General features: G+C 59.1%; 17 protein-coding genes. 9 read left to right on the forward strand and 8 right to left on the reverse strand.

The window, feature by feature from the left end:
• Window positions 1–161: 161 nt before the first annotated feature.
• Window positions 162–353: a CsbD family protein gene (locus IC50_RS04935; protein ID WP_035701129.1), complete on the reverse strand. Its 192-nt coding sequence runs from the start codon at window positions 351–353 to the stop codon at window positions 162–164.
• Window positions 354–831: 478 nt separating this feature from the next.
• Here IC50_RS04935 and IC50_RS04940 point away from each other — a divergent pair, with 478 nt between their 5' ends.
• From IC50_RS04940 to IC50_RS04950, 3 genes are all read left to right on the forward strand, one after another.
• Window positions 832–1,989, forward strand: a complete 1,158-nt coding sequence (locus IC50_RS04940) for an FIST signal transduction protein (RefSeq protein ID WP_035701132.1) — start codon at window positions 832–834, stop codon at window positions 1,987–1,989.
• Window positions 1,990–1,994: 5 nt separating this feature from the next.
• Complete coding sequence (locus IC50_RS41105; RefSeq protein WP_157460862.1) at window positions 1,995–3,734, forward strand: ATP-binding protein; 1,740 nt, start codon at window positions 1,995–1,997, stop codon at window positions 3,732–3,734.
• A gap of 181 nt (window positions 3,735–3,915) precedes the next feature.
• Window positions 3,916–4,161: a hypothetical protein gene (locus IC50_RS04950; protein ID WP_035701134.1), complete on the forward strand. Its 246-nt coding sequence runs from the start codon at window positions 3,916–3,918 to the stop codon at window positions 4,159–4,161.
• 143 nt (window positions 4,162–4,304) lie between these two features.
• Here the strand turns inward: IC50_RS04950 and IC50_RS41110 are convergent, their stop codons facing one another.
• From IC50_RS41110 to IC50_RS04970, 4 genes are all read right to left on the reverse strand, one after another.
• Entirely contained in the window at window positions 4,305–4,466 is a 162-nt protein-coding gene (locus IC50_RS41110; RefSeq protein WP_157460864.1) for a hypothetical protein, read from the reverse strand.
• Window positions 4,467–5,073: 607 nt separating this feature from the next.
• The gene (locus IC50_RS04960; RefSeq protein ID WP_035701140.1) at window positions 5,074–5,874 is read right to left on the reverse strand and encodes a COG4705 family protein; all 801 of its coding nucleotides are present in this window, start codon (window positions 5,872–5,874) and stop codon (window positions 5,074–5,076) included.
• Between the two features lie 214 nt (window positions 5,875–6,088).
• On the reverse strand, window positions 6,089–6,487 hold the full coding sequence (locus IC50_RS04965; RefSeq protein ID WP_035701143.1) for a hypothetical protein: 399 nt from the start codon (window positions 6,485–6,487) through the stop codon (window positions 6,089–6,091).
• Window positions 6,488–6,553: 66 nt separating this feature from the next.
• Window positions 6,554–7,303: a COG4705 family protein gene (locus IC50_RS04970; protein ID WP_035701144.1), complete on the reverse strand. Its 750-nt coding sequence runs from the start codon at window positions 7,301–7,303 to the stop codon at window positions 6,554–6,556.
• 250 nt (window positions 7,304–7,553) lie between these two features.
• On the opposite strand from IC50_RS04970, the gene IC50_RS04975 reads away from it, so the two are divergent.
• Entirely contained in the window at window positions 7,554–8,216 is a 663-nt protein-coding gene (locus IC50_RS04975) for a response regulator transcription factor (RefSeq protein ID WP_035701146.1), read from the forward strand.
• Window positions 8,213–9,583, forward strand: a complete 1,371-nt coding sequence (locus IC50_RS04980) for a sensor histidine kinase (protein WP_063826449.1) — start codon at window positions 8,213–8,215, stop codon at window positions 9,581–9,583. The genes IC50_RS04975 and IC50_RS04980 overlap by 4 nt, the downstream gene beginning before the upstream one ends.
• A 169-nt stretch (window positions 9,584–9,752) precedes the next feature.
• On the opposite strand, the gene IC50_RS04985 is transcribed toward IC50_RS04980, so the two are convergent.
• Window positions 9,753–10,118: a response regulator transcription factor gene (locus tag IC50_RS04985; protein ID WP_050990898.1), complete on the reverse strand. Its 366-nt coding sequence runs from the start codon at window positions 10,116–10,118 to the stop codon at window positions 9,753–9,755.
• A 369-nt stretch (window positions 10,119–10,487) separates the two neighbouring features.
• Between IC50_RS04985 and IC50_RS04990 the strand changes: the two genes are divergently transcribed.
• Window positions 10,488–11,327 (forward strand): hypothetical protein, encoded by an 840-nt coding sequence (locus IC50_RS04990; RefSeq protein WP_035701148.1) that lies wholly within the window; start codon window positions 10,488–10,490, stop codon window positions 11,325–11,327.
• A 519-nt stretch (window positions 11,328–11,846) separates the two neighbouring features.
• On the opposite strand, the gene IC50_RS04995 is transcribed toward IC50_RS04990, so the two are convergent.
• Window positions 11,847–13,508, reverse strand: a complete 1,662-nt coding sequence (locus tag IC50_RS04995; protein ID WP_035701151.1) for a PAS domain-containing hybrid sensor histidine kinase/response regulator — start codon at window positions 13,506–13,508, stop codon at window positions 11,847–11,849.
• Window positions 13,505–14,308 carry an alpha/beta fold hydrolase gene (locus IC50_RS05000; protein WP_035701154.1) on the reverse strand — a complete coding sequence of 268 codons (804 nt, stop codon included), beginning with the start codon at window positions 14,306–14,308 and terminating at the stop codon, window positions 13,505–13,507. Before IC50_RS05000 ends, IC50_RS04995 begins: the two co-directional genes overlap by 4 nt.
• Window positions 14,309–14,624: 316 nt before the next feature.
• On the opposite strand from IC50_RS05000, the gene IC50_RS05005 reads away from it, so the two are divergent.
• From IC50_RS05005 to IC50_RS05015, 3 genes are read left to right on the forward strand one after another with little or no spacing between them, the layout of a single operon-like run.
• Complete coding sequence (locus IC50_RS05005; protein ID WP_035701156.1) at window positions 14,625–16,814, forward strand: PAS domain-containing sensor histidine kinase; 2,190 nt, start codon at window positions 14,625–14,627, stop codon at window positions 16,812–16,814.
• On the forward strand, window positions 16,807–17,190 hold the full coding sequence (locus IC50_RS05010) for a response regulator (RefSeq protein ID WP_035701159.1): 384 nt from the start codon (window positions 16,807–16,809) through the stop codon (window positions 17,188–17,190). Before IC50_RS05005 ends, IC50_RS05010 begins: the two co-directional genes overlap by 8 nt.
• A gap of 43 nt (window positions 17,191–17,233) precedes the next feature.
• A complete protein-coding gene (locus IC50_RS05015) occupies window positions 17,234–17,593 on the forward strand; it encodes a response regulator (protein WP_035701161.1) in 360 nt (119 codons plus the stop codon).
• Window positions 17,594–17,608: the final 15 nt, after the last annotated feature.

The raw sequence follows: 17,608 nt of genomic DNA on the forward strand, positions 1-17,608 counted from the left end.
GCCTGCGAGTTCCACGGCCTTAATATCGCTGGCAAAGGCGCCTGCCACGGCCACGATGAAGTTTTGCGTCTTGGAGGGGAGCCCCCGAGCCTGCAGGCCCGCAAACCTGAGAAAGAAAAAGCCGCTCTGCGGCGGCTAGTTGCAGGTCTTCCTTCTTGTATCTATTTTTTGAGGGCGTCAGCGGCGTCTCGTACGGCGTCCTTCACGTCTCCCGCAGCATTATGGGCGGCCCCTTTGGCTTTATCCATCTTGCCTTCAGCTTGCAGGTCCTTGTCTCCTGTGAGTTTGCCAGCCCCCTCCTTGATCGCGCCTTTGGCCTTGTCGGCGGCGCCTTTCACATGTTCGCGGTCCATGATCCTTCCCTTTCTTGTCCGGAAAACGAGCACAACCGAATCGACGCTTGGTAGTTCCTTCTAGGAGACGCTAGCCCGCTCTTTAGACGGCGGGTCCTGGATGGAAAAACAGCCTGTTAGCGGGCAACGTCGACCGCGCCTTCCCAGGAACGCTAGCTGGCGAACAGCCGCTTGAAGTCTTGTCCCGCCATGGCGCTGTGCTGGTCCGCGAAAAAAGACATCAGCGCGAGGTTGGTTGACGATGAACGCAGGCACCGACGAACCCGGGACACCGCTGTCGACCTCTTTGGGACGACAACCGGTGACGTGAACCTATTGTATAGAGAAGGTGCCGCTGGAGCCCGTTGCACTTAGAGCGCCCTTCAATTCGGCCCAGGTGTCTGCTGTCACGGCCGGACAGTGGCGGCGTCGAACTGGATGGAACCATCTTTCAGTCAGCGCGTTGAGGGCGGGTTCTTTTGCCTGATTTGGGGGTAGTATGAAGGTATCAGTAGTTTCAACCGATTTGCAGGATAGCGCGGCTGCGGGCGAGTACTTGGCGGCTGAAGTGCAAAAGGCATTAGAAAAGCCGCCGGGAGCTTTGGTTGTTTTTGCAGCCCCCCAGCATGATCATCAGGCCATGCTTTCGTCCATTAGGAGCAGGTTGCCGGACACGATCGTTGTGGGCGCTTCGTCTGCAGGTGAGTTTACCAATGTAACGAGCGGTCAAGGCTTAGCTTGCGCGATGGGTTTGGTTGGAGACGACGTCATCTTTTCAAGCAGTTTCGGCCGTAACCTCTCGCGGGACGCAGCTAAAGCTGCTCAAGAGATAGTTTCGGGCTTCATAGACACACCGCCCAGCCGCTTTCCGTTTCGATCAGCTCTGGTAATGGCTGACGCGTTAGCCGGACACGCCGATATCTTGGTGGATCAACTGACATTAGCTACGGCGGGACAATATCAGTTTTTTGGCGGCGGCGCCGGAGACAACGCGCAGTTCCAGAAGACCACCGTCTTTTGTGGTGAAGACGTTTTGTCGGACGCAGCCGTCGCCCTGGAAATTCTTTCTTCGAAGCCCGTGGGAGTTGGGGTTAGTCACGGTTGGACTGCTGCTTCAAAGGCGTATCGCGTAACGGCAAGTGAAGGAATGCGAGTGATCAGCCTGAATGGCTTTCCTGCCATTGAAGCGTTCGAAGATCACGCGGAACAACTCGGGCAAACCTTGGATCGCGAAAATCCTTTACCCTTCTTTCTGCATAATATCATTGGAATAGAAGCGGGGCCCGACCATAGGTTGCGGGTGCCTCTCGCCGTCGATGCAGACGGTGCAGTTGTATGCGCCGCTGAGGTTCCGAGGGGGTCCGTTCTAAGGATCATGAGGACTAGTACGGCATCTGCTGTCTCTGCTGCGAAAGATGCTGCAGATGCTGCCTTGGCTGCGCTAGGCGGCTCTCCCGCCGGTGCCCTTTTCTTTGATTGCGTTGCTACGAGGCTGCGAATGGGAGACGAGTTCGCCTCAGAGCTTTCCAGCCTGCAAGATAGATTTTCCGACGTTCCGCTTACGGGCTGCAACACTCACGGTCAGATCGCGCGAGCGGAAGGCCAGTTCAGTGGGTTTCACAACTGCACCGCGGTCGTCTGCGTATTTCCCGAGTAAATCAGTTGAACGATGGAGCCCAGCGGCTAAGCGAGTTTGCCAATCCTGAAGCTAGGCCGGAAGCCTCGGCTCGATTGGCTAGGGATATGGGAGGCGAAGCGTTTATCGTCTTCTTAAAAGATGAAGAAACGGGAAGTTTTACGCCCGCTCAAGGGTTCAATCAGCGTCTGCCTGGTGGGCCGTCTTGGCGAGCATTTCTGAAGCAGGCCTCGCGCAGCTCCGAGTTTGCCGGGGAGGTGGCGTTTCCTGATCCCGATACGCTCATTCCTGCCGTCTCGCATTCGGCCCATGGGGCTATCTTTGTCTTTGTGGGGCAACATTTGCGCGTCCGGTGGGGCGACCTCGAACCGGCATTGCCGTTGTTGATCGAACTACTGAAGAGCGAAGCAAGGGTTCAAATAGCGCTGGCCCGCGAACGCTCCGCCCAGGAGGTCGCGATTCACGCCACTAATCTCGCCAAAGCGCTGGATGGCGCGCGCAAAGATGTATCCGCCGCGTCTCTGAGACTGCAGCAGCTAAATGCCACCCTTGAGCAGCGTGTCGCGGAAGAAGTCGCGCGTCGGAATGAGGCGGAAGCTGCGCTACACCAGGCCCAGAAGCTCGAGGCTATCGGACAACTTACTGGCGGGGTTGCTCACGACTTCAATAACCTGCTCACGGTCATAATGGGAGGCCTCGAGACGATTGGACGGCAGATAGGAGGCATGTCCGATGTGGCACAGTTTGCCCGCGTCATGCGCGCCCAGGCAATGGCGCATCACGCAGCTCAGCGAGCGGCGACGCTTACCGCGAGATTGCTCGCATTTTCGCGCCGCCAACCGCTCGATCCGAAGTCGATCAATGTCGATCACTTGCTGGCCGGCATGAGGGAGCTACTTGATAGCACACTCGGAGAGCGGATCCGGGTGGAGGTTGTAGGTAACGCCGGATTGTGGAGCGCCTTCGCTGACGCTTCGGAACTGGAGCATGCGATTTTGAATCTCGCGGTCAATGCCAGAGATGCAATGCCAGAAGGAGGGCGGCTAACAATCGAAACTGGAAATACTTGGTTGGACGACGATTATGTTGCTGCGCTGCCAGAGCCTGTCCCTCCCGGCCAATACGTTTTGGTGGCGGTCACGGACACTGGAATCGGAATGGATAGGGCCACGGTTGACCGAGTATTCGAGCCATTTTTCACGACGAAGGAGGTCGGAAAAGGGACCGGACTAGGGTTGAGTCAAGTTTACGGCTTCGTTCGACAAACGGGAGGGCATATCAGGATTTACAGCGAACCGGGCCAGGGCACGGCAGTCAAAATCTACCTTCCTCGATCCCAGACAGACGCCGATCAGCAGGTAACCCGTCTCCCGCCGGCCGCAACGATGCTAGGTGGCAACGAGGCGATCCTAGTCGTCGAAGACCATGACGACTTGCGCGCCTATTCATGCGGAGTTCTCCGCGACCTCGGATACCAGGTGTTTGAAGCGGCCGATGCGAAATCGGCTATAGCTTTTCTCGAAACCTCTCGGCCGCTCGATCTTCTTTTTACCGATGTTGTACTGCCAGACAGGCTCCACGGGAAAAACGTCGCCGATCACGCCCGCAGGCTGCACCCTAAGATCAAGATCCTGTTCACGACAGGTTACACACGCAATGCGATAGTCCACGACGGGCGTCTCGACGCGGGCGTTAATTTGTTGAGCAAACCGTTTACATTTCGCGCATTGGCTGAGAAGGTCCGGAAGATCCTCGACGAGAGGTGACGAATTCCTAAGCACGAGTAAAACTAACACTGCGACGAGCCGCGGCATGGCTCTTTAGGTGAAGATGCACCGAAGCCGCCTCGATAAGGGGATGCGTCTTGTTCCGAAACCGTTTAGCTTCGCCGACTGAGGGCAACGGTTCGTGACCGATTGGACAATTAAGCACATTGGAGAAGGGCAGATGCACCCCACAGTCGAGGACCTCGAGCTCTTAAAGCGGATCTATGCCGGCGGCCAATCGGTGCATGCAGATAGCAACGTTGATCATCGCCCCTACGAAAGGCTTCAGGATCTTGGTTGGGTTGCAAGCACGACACTTTCGTTGCCGGACGTCGTTTACAAGTTGACGGGATCAGGTGTGAAACGAGCGCAGCAGGAGCTGCATTCCGAGCAGCTGCGCACTCGTGAGCAGCGCCAAGCATTCTGACTCGGAACGAACTCCGACTTCGCTTCGGAGCCGCCCGGACCTTCAGAGCGCGCCCGACCACTGTTTTCCCGGCGGCCTGCCGCATGGGCCTCAAGGGCCCTGCCGTCGCTACCCACACGCTGGCGGCAGCGCGAGCGTCAGCCTCAATGCCATCCTTCTGCCAGATCGTCGCCGAGGCGATCGATCTTCCCCTCAATGACGATCTCGAAATCTGTGGCGCCAACGATTTGAAGACCGCGGTAAGGGCGATCACGCGTGATACGGGCTCCGGCATCACGCCAGCCGAGATCGGTCAGATCCTTCAAGCCATTCTTCCGGGGGCCCGGTGAGGGCTTCGGCCTTGAGCCGGCAACGACGTTGTTGTTAGTCTGCTCCTTGCCCGATCCTTCCTCGGACGGAGCAGACTCTTAATCCGGTCGCACGATCTTGCGCAGTAAGCAGAAGGCGTCCCCTTCATCTGGCCGAGCTCCCGTACTATCCGAACGATCTCCTCCGGATGGAAGGGCTTCGTCACGATACGGCTGCCGGGGACGGGGTGGGGTTAACGTCCCAAGCTTTGTGGACGGGCCCGTTGCCGGATGGCCAAGAAGGCGCAGGTAGGAAGTCTATCTGGAGGGCGTCTTGACCCGTTTCGTGGATGAGCTAGTGCAAGGTCAGTTGAAATCCACTCTAACATCGCCTCGGGTGCCGTCGGCCGGTTCATTCCGCTATTGAATGTATAGTGCTGGCGCAGCCGGCGGTGCCGCCCCTCGCATCCGATGATAAGCGAAACAACAGACTATCGTACCTCGAGATCAGATCAGAACCCAAGCCAAACAGCCTTAGAGAATCACATTGATATTTGTTGCCCGACAATTCGCCCGGGTTGTCCAGCGCGAAACTCCTCACCAGCGCGAGGTCGCCACCTGATTGTCATTGCACAACCCCCACATCGGATCCGGGGTGCCGTCCTGGCTTCTGTGGCAAGACCAGAATAAGGACAACGATCGCGGCGAGGATCACTCCAGATGCCAAAGGGCGACTCAGCGCCAGGCCGCCATGGCTCGTCGGTTTGTCCAAAAGGTCTCCGACCGTCGCGCCGAGCGGTCGCGTGAATATGAAAGCCGTCCAGAACAGGAACACGCGTGAGACTGCAGTCCAATAGTACAAGGCTGTGAGCAGGGCGAGTCCTATACAGAACACGAGCGCGCCTCCGTCATATCCCAATCCGGTGCTGTCCGCCGTCCAGTCTCCAAGTGCCGTGCCTAGGGTCTGCGAGAACGTAATTGTGACCCAATAGAAGACTTCCACTTTCGGCGTTGCGACCGTCTGTACGTTTATCGAGCCGAGAGTGAAGTACCAGGCCGCGAGCGAGCATAAAACGCAAGCCAACAAGATCGACGAGCCGCCTGTATAGCCGATGCCCAATGATCGATCGAAAAAATCGGCCATTGCCGTGCCTACCGTCGTGGAGGCCACGATGGCCAACCAATAGACCCAGGGATTGAACCTTTTGATCCCGATTTGGGCAATCAGGGACGCGACGAACATCGCAAGGAATATGGCGGTGCCGATCAAGTAGCCCCCATTGTGAGCATTTTGGTCCGCGTGAAGCCAGGTCATCGTCACCGAGTCGCCGCCCGTCTCCCCGAGCGTCGTGGCAAGAATCTTGATCACCCAGAAGCCGAGCGTCAGCTCCGGGACTTTGCTTAGGATCTCGCTTTTATTTTGCATTGTGTTCCTCGCAGACGTTCACGCGGTTTGAGTGTCTCCCACCTAGCTCCTTGCGCATAACGAGGAGGAGGCACGCGAAGGTCGCTTGGCGCGCTTCGCCGATCGCTTGGCTAGCGCGGCACTCAGGGCTCTGGATCCGCATCGTTGCTCGCATGAGGTCGACTTCCTGAAAAGTTCAATGTCGCAGATCACGGGCGACGGACCCGTGGCCGGATCAGGATTTTCCGATCGAGTCCATGACGGACAGGAGGTCAGCAATCGTCTGCTTGCATTTGCTTGCATCCGGCGTAGCTGCGCGCAGCGCATCGAGTGCACGATCGATCGCTTTGTCCACCGCATGCCAGTCGGCCGCTGCTCGCGGCTTCAAGGCGGCTTCGGCCTCATCCCACCGCTCTTCGAGATCCCTGATGCGGTTCTTGGCTGCAACCAGGTCGCCCTTGTCAATCAGCGCGGAAACCTCGGCAACGATGGTGCGGAACGGCGTGAGGTCGCCGAGCTTTGAGCTCGCGGCTTCGGCACGCGGAAAAAAGGAGACCGTCCCGTTTGAGTGCATCGGGGCGCCGATGCCCCACGTGAGTAGGGCGACCACCGCTGCCACAAGAACTCGTTTCATGCATCATCTCCTCATGGTTCGCCCGCGCATGACACACCTGGGGCATTCGGGTGTAGGTTTCTCAGACTACTCCGCCGGGTCGGTGCTTTCAGTCCGGTCACCTTCGAACGTTACCCAGGCGACCAGCGCGACGATCACCGTCAGGAAGGCGAGGCTAGTGTGGATCGTCCCGAGGCCGACGCCACCGTAGTGGCGAGACTGCGACAGCAAGTCGCCGAGCGAAGCGCCAAGGGGCCGCGTCAAAATGTAGGCGAGCCAGAAGGTCAGGACCGGATTGATGCCGAGCGAATAGAAAACGGCGACGAAGGCGATCAGCACACCAAACACCATGACACCCAGCTGGAAGCCGAGGCCGAGTGCTTCCGTCGCGAAATCTCCGGCGGCGGTGCCAAGCGCAAAGGTGAAGAGAATGGCGGCCCAGTAAAACAGCTCGCGGCGTGTGGTCACGATGGTGCGGATCGAGAGCGTGCGCTCGAGGCCGTACCAGATCGCGAAGGTTGCAGCGAGGGCAACGGCGAACGCCGCCGTGCTCACGTACAGGCTGATCTCGAGCCTGTCGCTCATGAAATCGGTGATCTGGGTTCCGACTATGCTGACCAGAACCACGGTGAGCCAGTAGATCCAGGGGACATAGCGGCGCGCACGCAACTGCAGGATCAGCGCGACCATCAGCAGGGAAGCCATGCACGCCATCGTCAAGTTGGCGCCGAGGCCGACATGCACCGCAAGATAATCGGCACCGGTCTCGCCGACAGTGGTTGAGAGGATCTTGATGGTCCAGAAGATGAGCGTGATCTCAGGAACCTTGTTCAACATCGGCGGCAATTGCCAAGTCGTGGACACGTGGTTCTCCTCCGAAACAAGTTGCCCTCAAGGCGACGCCCGAGCTTGATCATGGTGGACTTAGGCGCGCCTTAGGACAGGATTGTTCTGCACCGCAGAATTAGTTTTTTTGCCAAGACAGGCCGAAGCGCGACGCCGCCCTAAGTCTGCGCTAAGTCTGGAGCAGAAGAATGGGGCAGGTCTGCCCGCGTGAGGGCAGGTCTGCCCGGGTGAGGAAAGCATCATGCGGGTTTTGCTGATCGAGGACGACAGGATGATCGGCGCGGCGATGCAGCAGGCGCTCAAGGACGCTGCCTATGCGGTCGATTGGGTCACCGATGGAGAGATGGCACTCCACGCGGCAGAGACCGAATCTTACGAATTGGCCCTGCTCGATCTTGGACTACCGAGGGCTGACGGCCGCGAGGTGCTTCGGCGCCTGCGTGCGCTGGGCCGCAGGCTCCCCGTGATCATCGTGACCGCGCGGGATGGCGTCGATGACCGGATCGACGGGCTCGATCTCGGCGCGGACGACTATCTGGTGAAGCCATTTGAGATTCGCGAACTGCTGGCGCGGATGCGCGCCGTGCTCCGCCGCGAGGGCAGCGGCTCCCCACCGCATCTCGGCAATGGAAAGCTCAGTCTCGACCCGGGGACGCGAGAAGCGTCGTTTCTCGGCGAGGGCGCACAGCTCACGGCGCGCGAGTTCGCGCTGCTGCAGGCGCTACTCGCGCGTCCTGGCACTGTCCTGTCGCGCAGCGAGCTCGAACGACAGATTTACGGCTGGAATGAAGAGGTCGAGAGCAATGCCGTTGAGTACCTGATCCACACTATCCGCAAGAAGCTTGGAGCTACCGCGATTCGCAACGTGCGGGGTGTGGGGTGGATGGTGGACGGCGCGTCATGATCAAGTCGCTGCGCGGACGTCTCTTCGTCGGGCTGACCGCAATGATCCTGCTGACCGGAGCAATCGGCGCCATGTTCGCCTACAACTGGGCGTTCGGCGAGGCTATCGAACTGCAGGACTCGATCCTGATCCAGCTCGCAAGCTTGGCGCAAAACGCCAGCTTCAGCGGCGGCCAGCCTCTTCACGGCGTCGACGAAGACACTGAGGTTTGGCTTATCGAGTTGGGAAAGACACCGCGGGGTTCGGGAGATGATCGCCAGCTCTTCACCCTGCAGGAAGGTCTTCAGGTCGCGACGTGGAAGAATCAACCGGTCCGGGTGTTGCTGAAGACGCGATCCGACGGCAGCCGTTTCGCCGTTGCGCAGCTGACGGCGGTCCGGGACGAAACCGCGCGCGGCGTCGCCCTTCGCACGCTGCTTCCGATCGCCGCGCTGATTCCATGCCTGATGGTGGTCACGGCGCTTGTCGTCGCGCACTCGCTGCGGCCGACGGCCCGGCTGGCCCGTGATCTCGATGCAAGACGTGCCGATGACATGACCCCATTGCCGCTTTTGGGTACACCGAGCGAGCTGCAGCCATTCATCGCCTCAATCAATGCACTGCTTAAGCGAATGCGGCTCTTGATGGATCAGCAGCGGCGCTTCCTCGCCGATGCAGCGCATGAACTGCGCACGCCGATCACCGCGCTCAGCCTGCAGGCGGAAAACCTTGATTCAGTCGCGCTTTCAAAGGTTGCGCGAGAGCGCGCCGCCGTGCTCAAGCAGGGTATGCACCGCACCAAACATCTCCTGGAGCAATTGCTTGCGCTGGCGCGGCATGAGGCAACCCCCTCCGGCCCGGCCGAAATGCCTCTTGCGTCATTGGACCGTGTGGCAAAGGAGGTCGCGGCTGATCTAGTGGCTGAGGCGACTGATCGAGGCATCCATCTCGGCTTCGCACTTGTCGAACCTGTCATGGTGCACAGCGAGGCAGCGATGCTCGCGGCGATCCTCCGCAATTTGCTTGAGAACGCGATTCGCTTCACGCCCCGAGATGGAACAGTAGATGTTGGTGTTTATCGAGAGAACGACATAGGGATCCTGCAAGTCGAGGATACCGGCCCCGGCATCGCATCGGCCGACATGGATCAAATCTTCGAGCCATTCTTCCGCGGCTCCCGTCCAGAGGAAGAAGGAACCGGTCTTGGCCTGTCTATCGTGAAGCGTATTGTCGATAACCTGGGCGGCGAAATTGCGCTCGAGAACATCGCGGGCGCCGGCCGGTCGGGGCTCCGTGCCACGGTTCGGCTGCCGGTTGCTGGCGATTCGGATTCTGTCGGGAGCGAAGAGGTGGAGAAGCCGAAGGGCTCGGAACGGACGCACTCCTAAGTCGCGGCTAAGGTGATCGGAGTAGTGATCTGGCTGCTCGACCACCTAAAACAGGCCATAGCACCGACTTCGAGCAGGGCGTTTGCATTGACGCTATCGTTCCCGCCCGAAGAATTGTGGTTCTCGTCGAGCGGCGAGAGGGCGCGGGGTGCGCCGGGCCCATGACAGACTAACCAGGCGGCGCACTCTTTTTCTCTCGGAGCTCCCTAATGGTCCGGGCGATCTCCTCCGGATGGAAAGGCTTTTGTACGATGCGGCCGCCGGAGACGGGCCGCGGCGTGACGGGTGAGAATCCGGTCGCGTAGATGACAGGCAGTTCTGGATCCTGCTCACGGTAGCGCTCCGCCACCTGCCACCCATCGACCTCACCTGGCAGCCTGATGTCAGTGACCAGCACATCCGCAACGCGGCGGTTGCACCAAGCCAAGGCCTCCTCGCCGGTGCTCACGTGGATCACGTGATAACCTTCCTCACGCAGTGCCTCGACGACGAACTCGCGGATTAGGGGGTCGTCCTCGACGAGAAGTATGCTCACTTTTGGTCCATGAGAGATGGTATGCTTCGGCAATCGAACGACATAACTTCATGGTCGTTCCGGCAAGTTGGAAACGAGGCGCTGAAACCGTAATAGCTGGCGGAGAGCTTTGGTTGCGAGCGTCGCGATTCGTTCATTCCCCAGTGCATAAGGCCTATTTGCGCTTTTCGACTTGCGATCCTCGCGCGCACTGGGGACGCCGCCGCTCGTCATCTTCTGAGGGTGATCGGTCAAGGCGCGATCGTGGCCCACCTTGAGGCAAAATTGTCGTTCCTAAGGCTGGAATGTTGCGCGTTCCTGGAACCTTGGTGAGAGGTGCACATTATTGCGCCAGATGACGTGTAGGGCGTCATCCCAAGGAGAACATTCATGATCGACACCGTTGTCGTTGCCCCGGGGGATTCGCCGGGCTCAGCCCTTTCGGGCGTGTCATGGCCAGCCATCGTGGCCGGGGCGATCGCCGCGTGCGCTATAACACTGCTTCTGCTTGCCTTTGGCACCGGCCTTGGCCTCAGTATGGTTTCGCCTTGGTATGGCGTCGGTGTCTCGGCCACGACCTTCAAGATCACGACGGGCTTGTACCTCATCGTCATCGCCATGATCGCTTCCTCGATCGGCGGTTATCTTGCCGGTCGTCTTCGCTCCAGTTGGTCCGGCGTACATGCGGACGAGGTGTATTTCCGTGACACCGCTCATGGTTTCGTGGCATGGGCTTTGGCCTCGGTTCTGGGTGCCGCCTTGCTCGCAGCGCCGGCCACGAGCTTTCTCGGTAGCACGGCTGCTGGTGTGACCCAAGGAGCGACCGCTGGCGCGAACCAGAATGCCGGTCCGATGGACGGCTACGTCGATACGCTTCTTCGCGCCGATCCTGCGGCGCAAGCGTCCGCTACTAATCCGGCTGACAGCCGCGGCGAAATCAGCCGTTTGTTCACCCGTAGTTTTCGCAACGGGGCTGAACTGAAGGGGCCGGATCGCGACTATGTGGTCAAGGTCGTGGCTGCCCGGACGGGGCTGGGCCAGCCCGATGCCGAGAAGCGCGTTAACGACGTCATCATGCAAGTCAAGGCCGATGCGGACACTGCGCGGAAGGCAACGGCCTCGCTCGCTTTCTGGCTCACAGCGTCGCTGTTACTGGGCGCTTTTTGCGCCAGCCTTGCAGCCACAGAAGGCGGCGGCCTTCGTGACGGCACTTGGAAACGTCGTACTTGAATCTGCGAAAGGAAAACACATGCCCATTCTTCTTTGGCTCGTCGGAATCCCGATCCCCCTGATCATCCTGATCATGCTCCTGCGCTAGAGCAGCGCGGTATCCGGTCCGCTCGTTCGAGCCGGCGCATCCTTCTTCCGATTCCAGCGATGCCTCCGCGCACACGGAACAACCAGGACGAGCAGACCGATTGTATTGCGACACGGCAGGTACTTGCGATTCACTTCCTCGAACTCTCAGCCGCCGTCGATTGCCTTGTGACGGCGCAATCAGGCATGGGCAGGATAAGGTCGGTAACGACGTATCCCGCGCGTATCGAGCAAGGGAGTCAGCGCGCGCGGGATGACACCGTTGCCCGGGGCCGTCTCTCAACCTGCGGGCGCAGCTTGCTGACGCGGGTCGCACGATCGGCCGCGTGCGAGAGTCGAAATAGAGACGCATCGTAGATGTCGAGGATTGAGCCTGCGAATACCTTGTTGCACTGGGCATGTTGCTATCATCTATAGCTATAGTTCGCCCTGCTATGGTGCGCCGTCCAAAACTTCTCTCAGTTTGATCGCCAGCATCTCCGCAGAAGCAGGCTTCTGCAGCAGGTTCACCTCTGGATCGAGCACGCCGTTGTGGACAATGGCATTTCGCGCATACCCCGTCGTGAACAGAACCTTAAGGTCCGGTCGGCGCTGCCGCGCTTCGTCGGCGAGACGCCGCCCATTCATCCCGGGCATGACCACGTCGGTGAAGAGAAGACGAATTTCGGGGTAGGCGGCGAGTGCACTCAGGGCTTCCTCGGCATTTCGCGCTTCTATCACTTCGTAGCCCAGGTCGTGGAGCATCTGCGCCGTAATTGATAACACTTGCGCATCATCCTCTACGAGAAGGATGACTTCATGGCTGACGGTGCGCGCCACGTCCGACCTGATAAGCAGAGGCTTCGGCGCCACGGCGGTTTGATGAAGACGCGGGAGATAAATCTTCATCGTGGTGCCATGCCCGACTTCGCTGTAAATCTTGATGTGTCCTCCTGACTGCTTCACGAACCCGAACACTTGGCTCAAACCGAGCCCAGTGCCCTTGCCTGGACCCTTGGTTGTGAAGAAGGGCTCAAATGCCTTCGTCATGACTTCAGGTGGCATGCCGCTTCCGGTATCGGTGACCGCGACCATGACATATTGACCGGGCAGGATAGCCTGTTCGGCACTGTAGGTCTCGTCCAGGTGACAGTTGGCGGTTTCGATAGTCAGCCTTCCGCCTTCAGGCATCGCATCGCGCGCATTGATGGCAAGGTTCAAGATGGCGCTCTCAAGCAGGTTCCTGTCGGCGTGGATCTGCCACAACCCTCCTGCAAGAACACTCTCGAGCCGGACGGTTTCGCCGAGCGTCCGACGTAGAAGCTCAGACATGTCGGCAACCATCTGATTGGCATTGAGCGGTTGAGGTGCAAGGGTCTGCTGGCGTGAATAGGCAAGAAGGCGCCTGGTCAAGTCGGCAGCCCGATTGGCGCCTTCTCGGGCCGCAGCAATGAAGCGGGCGACGTCCTCACCATTCGCAAGTCGCTTTTCCAGCAGACTTAACGATGAGAGCACGACCGCAAGCATGTTGTTGAAGTCGTGCGCAATGCCCCCCGTGAGTTGACCGACCGCTTCCATCTTCTGCGATTGGTGAAGCGCCTGCTCGCTTTTTATCCGCGCCTCGACGGCCTCCGCGATGCGCCGTTCGAGGGTCCGGTTGAGTTCCTTCAACTCGGTGTTCGCCTGCTCGGCGGCGCGGCGCGCTTCGAGAAGCTCTCGCTCATAACGGCGGCGATCGGAGGCATTGAAAATGGTTATGCGGATGAAACGCAGATTTCCTGCATCGTCGCGGCGCTCGATCGCATTGACGAGGACCGGCAATGTGGCGCCGTCGTCGCGCACTAAATCTAGTGCAACCTCGTTGAAGTACCCCTGCATCCGCATCAGCGGAGCGAAGTGGGTTTCGTAGTAAATCTTACCGGCGATGTTCAGGAAGTCCTGGAAGCGATGGCCAATGAACGTGCTCTTCTCGCGGCCAAGCCATTTGCAGAAGGTCGAGTTGACTTTGGTGATACGGCCGTCTGCCCCCGCGGCGATATAGCCGCATGGAGCATTGTCGAACAGATCCTCAAGATCGTCGACTTCGTCGGCCCTGAACTCCAATGACGCGCTCAATCAGGCGGACCTTCCAGAAAAGCTTTCATCGCGGAAATGGTTTCCTCAGGCGCGCTTAGATTGGGACAGTGGCCCGTGGCATTGAGAATGATGAACTGGCTATTGGGTAGCTGCTTGGCCACGTATTCACCGACCGCTTGTGGCGCGATGATATCCTCCGAGCATTGCAGCACGAGGCAGCGCGCCTTGACAGCAGGCAGGTCGTTGCGATTGTCAGAAAGAAACGTGACGCGCGCGAATTTCTTGGCGATCTCGGGATCTGTCCTGCAGAAGGAATTAGTGAGTTCTTCGCCAAGCTCCGGTCGATCGGGATTGCCCATGATGACGGGGGCCATCGCCTGCGACCAACCCATGTGATTGGCGTCAAGGAAGTCGAGCAACTCGTGAATCTGCCCTTCGCTGAAGCCGCCGATGTACTCTCCGTCATCGATGTACCGGGGAGACGGTCCGATCATGACGAGGTCAGCAAAAATATCGGGGGCCTTGCGCGAGGCGATTGCCCCGATCATTGCGCTGACGGAATGTCCGACAAAGACACCATCGACGATGCCGAGCTCGCGGCAGATGGCAATGATGTCATCGGTATAGCCGTCGAGAGAGGCGTATTTCTGCGGATTATAGGCTGAAAGTTCAGAGCCGCCGCAGCCGACATGGTCAAAGAGGACGATCCGATAACCATCGGCGAAGGCGGGCCACACGAGTCGCCACATGTTTTGATCGCAGCCGAAACCGTGGGCAAAGACCATCGCCCGGCTGCCCGAACCCATGGTCTTGACGTTGTTGCGCCGCAAGATGTCCAAGCCATTTCTCCGGTTTTCGAGCCAAGTGTGGCGTCCGACGCGAGGACCCCGCGACCGGGAAATGATATTTGGTGGACTGCGCCTCTAGATAAGCCATGCAGCGACGCTAATGCAATATATGGCCTAACCAGGGAATTGGACAGGCTTATCTACATCTGACGTGCGATGGGGCGGAACTAACTTCGCCTTCGCGCGTTTGTACCGGCCTGACCACGCGCAGGCTTGGGGGACATACCGATCCAGGACTCGGCCATCCCTCGCTCTCGAGGTGGGCGCATGTAATGTTTGCGCGGGTTCAGCAAGAGGTCGGCCGCAGATGTCTAATGTCGAGCAATTCCCGACTGGGGGTCGAAGGCTGACCGAATTCGAGGCGCTTGTCGCCGCCGCTCCGACCGCTCTGGATGCGATACCGGGGGCGGTCTACGTATGCGACCATGATGGCTGGCTGATCCGGTACAACTCGGAAGCCGCCGCCCTTTGGGGCCGAACACCGAACGCGAATGGTGCGAAAGAGCGCTTCTGCGGTTCTCATCGCCTGTTTCTGGTTGATGGAACACCGCTGCGACCGGAGGACTGCCCGATGGCCGATGCGGTGCGGGCAGGGAGCGCGACGAGAAATGCCCAGGTCGTCATGGAGCGGCCCGATGGATCACGCTTCGTAGCCTTGGTCAACATTCGCGCCCTGAAGGATCATCGGGGGAGCATTCAGGGGGCGATCAACTGCTTTCAGGACATCTCCGCCTACAAGGCCATGGAAGATGAGGTCCGGCGCAAAAACAGCGATCTGAAGGACTTTTTTGAGAACAGTGCCGTTGGCCTTCACATCGTGAGCGGCGAAGGCATCATTTTACGAGCCAACCAGGCTGAGCTCGACCTTCTGGGGTACAGTGCCGAAGAGTATGTCGGCCGCCACATTGCAGAATTCCATGCCGATGCACCAGTCATCGGCGAGATCCTTCAAAAGCTGTCTTGTGGCGAGAGGCTCGATCAGTATCCAGCGCGTCTTCGTGCAAAGGATGGTTCGCTAAAGCACGTCCTGATCACCTCGAACAGTCGATTTAATGACGGGAAGTTCGTAAACACCCGCTGCTTCACGATCGACGTGACGCATTTGCGCGAAGCGGAGCGGGCACGACGCGAAAGCGAAGAGCGTCTGGCCGCGACGTATGAAGCTGCGACGGTCGGCATTGCCGAGGCTGACGAGACTGGCCGCCTGCTACGTGTCAATGACGCCCTCTGCAAGATGCTCGGACGCTCCCGCGAGCAGCTTCTCACCATGTCATTCTTCGATTACACGCACGAGGATGATCGCGCCGAGGATGCCGCAAACTACGACCGACAGGTCAAGGGCGAACTCGAGAGCTACTCGTTTCGCAAACGAGCTCCTAAACCCGATGGCACCACCGCGTTCCTCGATGTCTACGGCTCCGCGGTGCGTGATCAAGCAGGGCGATTCCAGTATGGGGTCCGCGTGATTCAGGACGTAACCGAGGCAAAGCGCATGGAGGACCGCATTCGCGAGAGCGAGCAGCATATGCGCGACCTCCTGGAGAGCCTACCCGCGGCCGTCTACACCACCGATGCGAATGGCCGCATTACGTTCTTCAATAAGGCCTGTATCGACATGGCGGGTCGAACGCCACAGCTCGGCGACGAGTGGTGCGTGACATGGCGGCTTTACACTCCTGACGGAGTGCCGCTACCGCACGATCAGTGTCCGATGGCAATCGCTCTGAAGGAGGATCGGAGTGTGCGAGGCGTCGAAGCTGTTGCAGAGCGCCCCGATGGGACATTCGTGCCATTCATCCCCTATCCGACGCCGCTACACGGCGCCCAGGGAAAGCTGATTGGCGCCATCAACATGCTCGTCGATATTACCGAGCGCAAGCAGGCGGAAAACCGGCAGAAGACGCTGATCGATGAGCTGAATCACAGAGTGAAGAACACGCTGGCCACGGTGCAATCCTTGGCCATGCAGACAGCGCGGCATTCCGATAATCTTTCGGATTTCAGCAAACGATACGAAAAAAGACTGCTCGGGTTGGCGCGCGCGCATGATCTTCTGTCCAAGCGGCACTGGGAAGATGCGCCGCTCGACTATCTCGCACGTGAAATTCTCGAGCCCCTTTCTGCGAGTTCTGGAGGAAGGGTACGGATCGAGGGCCCATCAATCATGCTCAATCCGCGAACTGCTCTTAACCTGACGATGGCTTTGACTGAGCTCACCACCAATGCGGCGAAGTATGGGGCCTTGTCTTCCGAAACGGGAAATTTGTCGCTGTCCTGGCGGCTGCGAGAGACTGCGGGGCAAACTTCTCTAGACCTTCTTTGGCAGGAGAGTGATGGGCCAGCCGTTCGCGCGCCGACGCGACGGGGTTTCGGTACGCGGCTCATAGAGCGATGCATCGAGCGTGATCTCAGCGGAGAGCTTGACCTGGTCTTTGATGCAAAGGGTCTTTGCTGCCGCATTGTCATTCCGTTGCGAGGGCCGGCACTCGATGGCTGACCTTGCGGGCCTGCGAGTGCTGGTGGTTGAAGACGAAGGAAGTGTGGCGCTTCTCATCGAAAGCATGCTCGAGGAATTGGGCTGTGAGGTGGTGGCCTCGGTGGCGACCTTGGCGAAGGCTTTGATCGTGGCGCGTACCGGCGCGTTCGATTTTGCCGTCCTTGATGTCAATCTCGCTGGTGAACGCGTCTTTCCAGCGGCGGAGATCCTGAAGACCAGAGGCCTGCCCTTTGTATTCAGCACCGGCTACGGGCGCCCTGGATTGCCGAAGGCTTTCGACGGATGGCACGTCGTGAAGAAGCCCTTCACGATGGAAGAGCTCGAGACGAAACTACACATGATGTTCAACAACAGAAGCTCGGCTTGTCACGATTGAGCTGGAATAAGAATTGCCGCGCTGAGTAGGTCGGAGGTGTCGCATGGAATTAGCGGGAAAGCGGGTTCTGGTGGTCGAGGACGAAGGCCTGGTGGCCATGTCGGTGGAGGACATGCTTTCCGACCTTGGCTGCAGCGTCGCGGCACAAGCGGGCACTTTGCGCGAAGCCTTGGAAAAAGCGCAGGCGGGAGGATTTGAGGTCGCCCTTCTTGACGTGAGCCTGAATGGGAAGCAGGTATTTCCCGTGGCTGAATGGCTATCGAAGCACGGCGTTCCGTTCGCTTTCGCGAGCGGATATGGGGCAGCAGGATTACCGATCGATTTCCGTGACAGACCCGTCGTAGCCAAACCATTTCAGATCGAAGAGCTTTCGGCGGCACTTACTGCCGCTTTGGCGGAATAGGAAGCTGTCTCCGGT

The sequence above is a fragment of the Bradyrhizobium genomosp. I (2014) genome, from assembly GCF_000261685.1.
Classification (GTDB): domain Bacteria; phylum Pseudomonadota; class Alphaproteobacteria; order Rhizobiales; family Xanthobacteraceae; genus Bradyrhizobium.

Coding starts and splice junctions, on each gene's coding strand:
- IC50_RS04935 (WP_035701129.1), bottom strand. CDS start 353: ATGGACCGCGAACATGTGAAAGGCGCCGCCGACAAGGCCAAAGGCGCG.
- IC50_RS04940 (WP_035701132.1), top strand. CDS start 832: ATGAAGGTATCAGTAGTTTCAACCGATTTGCAGGATAGCGCGGCTGCG.
- IC50_RS04950 (WP_035701134.1), top strand. CDS start 3,916: ATGCACCCCACAGTCGAGGACCTCGAGCTCTTAAAGCGGATCTATGCC.
- IC50_RS04960 (WP_035701140.1), bottom strand. CDS start 5,874: ATGCAAAATAAAAGCGAGATCCTAAGCAAAGTCCCGGAGCTGACGCTC.
- IC50_RS04965 (WP_035701143.1), bottom strand. CDS start 6,487: ATGAAACGAGTTCTTGTGGCAGCGGTGGTCGCCCTACTCACGTGGGGC.
- IC50_RS04970 (WP_035701144.1), bottom strand. CDS start 7,303: ATGTTGAACAAGGTTCCTGAGATCACGCTCATCTTCTGGACCATCAAG.
- IC50_RS04975 (WP_035701146.1), top strand. CDS start 7,554: ATGCGGGTTTTGCTGATCGAGGACGACAGGATGATCGGCGCGGCGATG.
- IC50_RS04980 (WP_063826449.1), top strand. CDS start 8,213: ATGATCAAGTCGCTGCGCGGACGTCTCTTCGTCGGGCTGACCGCAATG.
- IC50_RS04990 (WP_035701148.1), top strand. CDS start 10,488: ATGATCGACACCGTTGTCGTTGCCCCGGGGGATTCGCCGGGCTCAGCC.
- IC50_RS05005 (WP_035701156.1), top strand. CDS start 14,625: ATGTCTAATGTCGAGCAATTCCCGACTGGGGGTCGAAGGCTGACCGAA.
- IC50_RS05010 (WP_035701159.1), top strand. CDS start 16,807: ATGGCTGACCTTGCGGGCCTGCGAGTGCTGGTGGTTGAAGACGAAGGA.
- IC50_RS05015 (WP_035701161.1), top strand. CDS start 17,234: ATGGAATTAGCGGGAAAGCGGGTTCTGGTGGTCGAGGACGAAGGCCTG.